General features: G+C 63.3%; 6 protein-coding genes. 2 read left to right on the top strand and 4 right to left on the bottom strand.

Going from position 1 to position 5,331, the window contains the following annotated elements:
* Positions 1–151 precede the first annotated feature (151 nt).
* Positions 152–778: a dihydrofolate reductase family protein gene (locus tag QM596_RS29535; protein ID WP_283310594.1), complete on the bottom strand. Its 627-nt coding sequence runs from the start codon at positions 776–778 to the stop codon at positions 152–154.
* Positions 779–920: 142 nt separating this feature from the next.
* Positions 921–2,513, bottom strand: coding sequence for an adenylate/guanylate cyclase domain-containing protein (locus QM596_RS29530; RefSeq protein ID WP_046378804.1), 1,593 nt, complete (start codon positions 2,511–2,513; stop codon positions 921–923).
* Between the two features lie 42 nt (positions 2,514–2,555).
* On the opposite strand from QM596_RS29530, the gene nucS reads away from it, so the two are divergent.
* Complete coding sequence (nucS, locus tag QM596_RS29525) at positions 2,556–3,230, top strand: endonuclease NucS (RefSeq protein WP_003945160.1); 675 nt, start codon at positions 2,556–2,558, stop codon at positions 3,228–3,230.
* A 19-nt stretch (positions 3,231–3,249) separates the two neighbouring features.
* Positions 3,250–3,594: an Rv1322 family protein gene (locus QM596_RS29520; RefSeq protein WP_283310593.1), complete on the top strand. Its 345-nt coding sequence runs from the start codon at positions 3,250–3,252 to the stop codon at positions 3,592–3,594.
* Between the two features lie 7 nt (positions 3,595–3,601).
* Here the strand turns inward: QM596_RS29520 and QM596_RS29515 are convergent, their stop codons facing one another.
* Entirely contained in the window at positions 3,602–4,645 is a 1,044-nt protein-coding gene (locus QM596_RS29515) for a hypothetical protein (protein ID WP_019749164.1), read from the bottom strand.
* Positions 4,646–4,685: 40 nt separating this feature from the next.
* Positions 4,686–5,159, bottom strand: a complete 474-nt coding sequence (gene mce, locus QM596_RS29510) for a methylmalonyl-CoA epimerase (protein WP_020723660.1) — start codon at positions 5,157–5,159, stop codon at positions 4,686–4,688.
* Positions 5,160–5,331 lie beyond the last annotated feature (172 nt).

Genomic DNA, 5,331 nt, shown 5'->3' with positions numbered 1-5,331 from the left:
TTCTCGTACCCAAAACACCCCGAAACATCCCGTCGCCGGCACCCCCCGGATCGAGTGAACGGTACGTTCGTCGCCTCAGATCGACCCAACGCCCCGTTCACACCATCAAGGGGCGGGAGCACGACTGACGACGACGGGCGCTTTGCCCTGATCACTCGATGCCGTCGGCGGTGGCAGTTGCATACTTCGGCCGGCCAGTGGGCAGATACCGCTGGATCGTCACGCCCTTTGGTGTGGCTCGCGATTCGGCCAGCTCGAGTGCGATATCCGGTCCGGTATCGGGAAAGAGTCGTGTGCCCTGGCCTACGACCACCGGAACGATCAGCAGGATCATCTCGTCGACTAGATCGTTCGCGAGAAGCCAGCGGCACAACTCGCCACTGCCGTGCACCTGAAGCTCGCCGCCGGGTCTGGTTTTCAGTTCGCCGATCGCTGCGGCGGTGTCATCTGTAAGGGCCGTGGTGTTCTTCCATTGCGGATCGGTGACCGTTGTCGAGGCAAGATACTTGGGCCGCGTATTCAAGGCGCTTGCGATCGGGTTGACCTCTGGATTCTCGAACGCGCCCCAATAGCCGGCGAAGATTTCGTAAGTCCGCCGACCGAACAGGAAGGCGTCGGCGCGCTGGTAGACCTGGACGAGGTAAGACATGGCTTCTGTGTCCACCAGCGGCGCGGACCATCCGCCACGTTCGAATCCGCCGCGTCGATCTTCGTCCGGCCCACCGAGTCCTTGCATCACCCCGTCGAGAGTGACGATGGTAAATGTCGTCAGTTTCATAGTCGTACCCATCTCCCCGGCATCGCCGGATTTCCGCTGTTTCGATATAGACCGTCGGGAAGCGGGAAAGTCATCGAGCGAACGTGGCGTTCATCGCCTTGGATCGACCGAACGTGCCGTTCGCTCAGGGTGGGCGGTGAGATCAGGGCTGAACGGGCACAGAGTCTGCCGGGGTGGTCTCGGACTCCAAGGCGTCGCAGGGAATCGCGAGCTCGGTCTGTTCGAGGCGGCCACGAAGGGTGATGTTCTCCGTGATCGACCACTGTGCGGCTTCGGCACTGTCAGCGGCGGCCACAGCCCGTCCGGACGCGGCGAGGTTACCCGGGACCGTCTTGGCGACCTCGGACAGTCGCGCTGCTTCGTTGACGGGATCACCGATGACGGTGTACTCGAACCTTTCTCGCGCACCGACGTTTCCGGCAACGGCAATTCCCGCAGCGACGCCGATACCCGCGCTCACTTCCGGAACTTCGGCACGCAGGCGCTGCCGAATCTTGCGGGCGGCGGCGAGTGCACTGCCGGCGTGATCGTCGAGTGTCGTCGGCGCTCCGAAGATCGCCAGCGCCGCGTCGCCTTCGAACTTGTTGACGAATCCGCCGTGTGCATCTACCTCGTCGACGATGACGTCGAAGAATCGATTGAGTAGAGCGACCACCGCGGTAGGGGAGTTGGTGGCCGCGATCGTGGTCGATCCGATGACGTCGACGAAGAGAACGGCAACGTCGCGTTCTTCACCGCCGAGTTCCGGGTTTCGGCGAACCGCGTTTGCGGCAACCTCGTGTCCGACGTGGCGCCCGAAGAGGTCGCGAATCCTCTCGCGCTCGCGCAGGCCCTCGGCCATGCGATTGAAGCCGGTCTGCAGCAGTCCCAGTTCGGTCCCGTCGTACACGACGACGGACGCGGTGAGGTCGCCACGGGTGACTTGTTCCATGCCTCGGCGTACGGACCGAATGGGGGCCGCGGCTGATCGGATGTTGATGTACGTCAGCCCGAGTCCGACGCACAGAGTGATCCCGCCGATGACGAGGATCGCGGTCGCGAGGGCTTGCCACGAAGCAGGCCGGATGAAGCTGAAGACCGCTACGAGCATCAAGCCGGTGACGGGGACTCCGCTTCCGAGCAGCCAGACGAGGATCGTCCGGCCGGTCAGTCCGAGAACGGCAGCCTTGCGGGGCGCTCCGGATTCGAGTGCACGCGCAGCAATAGGGCGGAGTGCGAACTCGCTGAGCAGGTAGCAGAAAGCGCAGGTGGTGATACCGCTGAAAGCCACGGTGAACAGAACTTTCGGAATGGTGTCGGGGTCGACGATTCCGTACATGGTCGTGAAGGTGATGAGCGCGGCCGTCCACAGGACGGCTTGCACTCGGGTCAGTCGCCACGGCCCGCGCAACGCCGCGCGTTGATTCTGCTCGGTTGGCCGGTGATCCTCGGTGGCCCACCGGAGATCCCTCATGAGGCGTTTGGTGCCCCACAGAAGTCCGATGAGAAAGACACACCCGATGAAGACGGGTACGGCAATAAAGTTGATCCACGCGAATTCGGGGTGGATGATCTCGGGTCCGGGAACCACGAATCCGACGAGCACGATCGCCAGCACCGCTCCGATCAGGTTGGTGACCAGGAGAGGGGCGGTGAGTAGTGCCTGGACGCGGATTCGGCGGCGCCTGGGGCTTTCGTCGGTGGATCCGAGCAGCCACGACCCAAGGGGCGCACTCGGGACACGGCTTCGCTGCATAGTGTGTCGAGAGTAGTCGTAATGATCGCTTAGGGTGGTCCGGTGCGCCTAGTTATTGCTCGTTGCCGTGTCGATTATGTGGGACGCCTGACCTCCCACCTCCCTACCGCAAGACGACTGCTGTTGGTGAAGGCCGACGGTTCGGTCAGCATTCATGCCGATGACCGGGCGTACAAGCCGCTGAACTGGATGAGTCCGCCGTGCTGGTTGGTCGAGACCACCGGCGACAGCGACGACATCCTGTGGGTCGTCACCAACAAGGCGGGCGAGGAGCTTCGGATCACTCTCGAAGAGGTCGAGCACGATTCGTCGTATGAACTCGGTCTCGATCCGGGATTGATCAAGGACGGTGTCGAGGCACACCTTCAAGAACTTCTGGCGGAGCATGTCGAGACACTCGGCCCCGGCTACACGTTGGTGCGGCGCGAGTACATGACGGCCATCGGGCCGGTCGACCTTCTGGTCCGTGACGCGGACGGTGCATCGGTGGCGGTGGAGATCAAGCGCCGCGGCGAGATCGACGGCGTCGAGCAGTTGACGCGGTACCTGGAGTTGCTCAACCGCGATCCTCTGCTCGCGCCGGTCACGGGAGTTTTTGCAGCGCAACAGATCAAGCCGCAGGCAAAGACTTTGGCCAACGACCGTGGGATCCGTTGCCTGGTCTTGGACTACGAGGCCTTGCGTGGTACCGAAAGCACCGAGTTCCGACTTTTCTGACGCTGTTTAGACTCGAACCATGCCGCGCCGCAAACCTTCGCCGAAGCAATCCCGTCGAACGGATACTCGGCGTGCTCGGGATTCGAGCGCGGAATCGCAGTCACCCAGTGGTGTGTTGTTCGGCGGGGCGCTGGTCCGGGAGGAGCCAGGGCCGGGCGGTGAAATGTACATGGTGAGGCCGATACCCGGCTCCAACGCGACGAAGTTCTATCGCTGCCCCGGTTGTGATCACGACATCAGGCACGGTGTCGCCCATGTGGTGACGTGGCCTTCGGAACCGGGCGGCGCGAACGAACGTCGACACTGGCACACCGGATGCTGGTCAGGCCGCGGAACTCGCAGCCTGACCAGACGGTGGTCCTGAGCGTCGATCAGTTCCGGGACTGGGCTCGCTGCTCGACGGCGCGGGTGTCGATCTCGGCGGTGTTGGTCTCGTCCGAGTCCTCGAGCACATCGTCTTCGTCGATACTCGGTTCTGAGTCGACCGGATCGGAGTCGGCCTTCTTGTCTTCGATCTCGAGATCTTCCTCGGCTTCGACGATGACCGGAGCGGGCGGTGCATCGAGGAGTTCGCTCTCCCGGTTGACCGATGCGAGCATGGCCGGAACCGAATCGAGTTGTCCCCGAATGCCCAAGAGCTGAGCCAGAATTCGACCACGGAGAACACGCAGTTCTTCGGTGAGTTCCTTCGCGTGAGCGATCTTGCGCTCGGACTGATCGGTGGCGGCCTGCAGCCTGCGCTGAGCCTCGTGCGACGCATCGGAGAGTCGACGCTCGGCCTCTGCCTTGCTCGACGACTCCAGGTCGTTGACGGCGGCGACGACCTTGGCGCGACGCTCGGACATCGAGATGTCGAAGTCTTCGCGGATCTGAGTGCGCTTGGCCTCGGACTCGGCAGCCAGGCGATCCCGCTCGGCCTGTGCGGCTTCGACGATCCGGGCGGCTTCGGTACGGGCCTGCGCCATGGTCTGCTCGTGCATGGTTTCCATCGCATTGCGACGGTCCTCGAGTTCGGCGATCAGCGACTCGTAGTGTCCGCGCAGTCGGGCGCCGTCCTGTTCGGCGATGGAGGTCATCTCGGCTGCGTCGGCCTCGGCCTTCGCGCGCACCTCGGAAGCCTCGTCGGAGGCAAGGCGCAGCATGCGGCTGATGCGATCGCTCATGCCCTCCGCAGTGGTGGGCGGTACCGAGAGGCGGTCGACGTCCTTGCGGAGGTCGTCGATGTCGTCGCGTGCATCGTCGAGCTGCTTGGCAAGGTCGCGGGCCTGCGCAGCGGCAGCATCACGATCGGCCGCGGTAACTCGCAGCTCCGCGTCGAATCGCTCGAAGTAGTTACGTACCTCGTCGCGGTCGTATCCCTTCCGTGCGATCTGGAACGGAAGTTGGATCGAACCGCGGTCCTGCTCGTATGCCATGGCGACAATCTACCTGGCATACGAGCTGGAGTCGGGTCTGCTAGTGGCTCGCGTCGGGTTCGACCAGTTCCACCAGGACGCCGCCGGCGTCCTTCGGGTGAATGAAGTTGATGCGCGAGTTGGCCGTACCGCGCCGGGGAGCGTCGTACAGCAACCGAACGCCGCGCTCGCGAAGCTCGGCGGAGATGGCGTCGATGTCGGTGACCCGGTAGGCGAGCTGCTGCAGTCCGGGGCCGCTTCGGTCGATGAACTTGGCGATGGTCGAGTTCTCGTCCAGTGGTGCGAGCAGCTGAACGGCAGTGGATCCGGCGGGGGAGCCGACGACGGAGAGCATGGCTTCGCGCACGCCCTGCGATTCGTTGATTTCCTCGTGGGTCGACACCATGCCCAGGTGCTGCGTGTACCACGCGATTGCCGCGTCGAGATCGGGCACCGCGATTCCGACGTGATCGATCGCGACGACGAGGTCGGACGACAAAGGTGCGAGTGCAGAACTGGGGGAGGTCTGTGTCATACCTTTCACGGTAGCGCTACCGTTTGAGGAGTACACGTCGGGATGTGACTTGGCTCTTAGGCCGCACGGAACCGACGACTATGTCTCTTTTGCAGCCGGAGGAAATCGTGACCAGTTCTGTGATTGTTGCGGGAGCTCGTACCCCGATGGGTCGACTCCTCGGATCGTTGAA

Origin of the sequence: Rhodococcus sp. IEGM 1406 (genome assembly GCF_030056745.1) — a bacterium.
GTDB lineage: Bacteria > Actinomycetota > Actinomycetes > Mycobacteriales > Mycobacteriaceae > Rhodococcus_F > Rhodococcus_F erythropolis.
The sequence above is the reverse complement of the archived record's forward strand: the minus strand, read 5'-3'. Positions and strand labels throughout refer to the sequence as shown.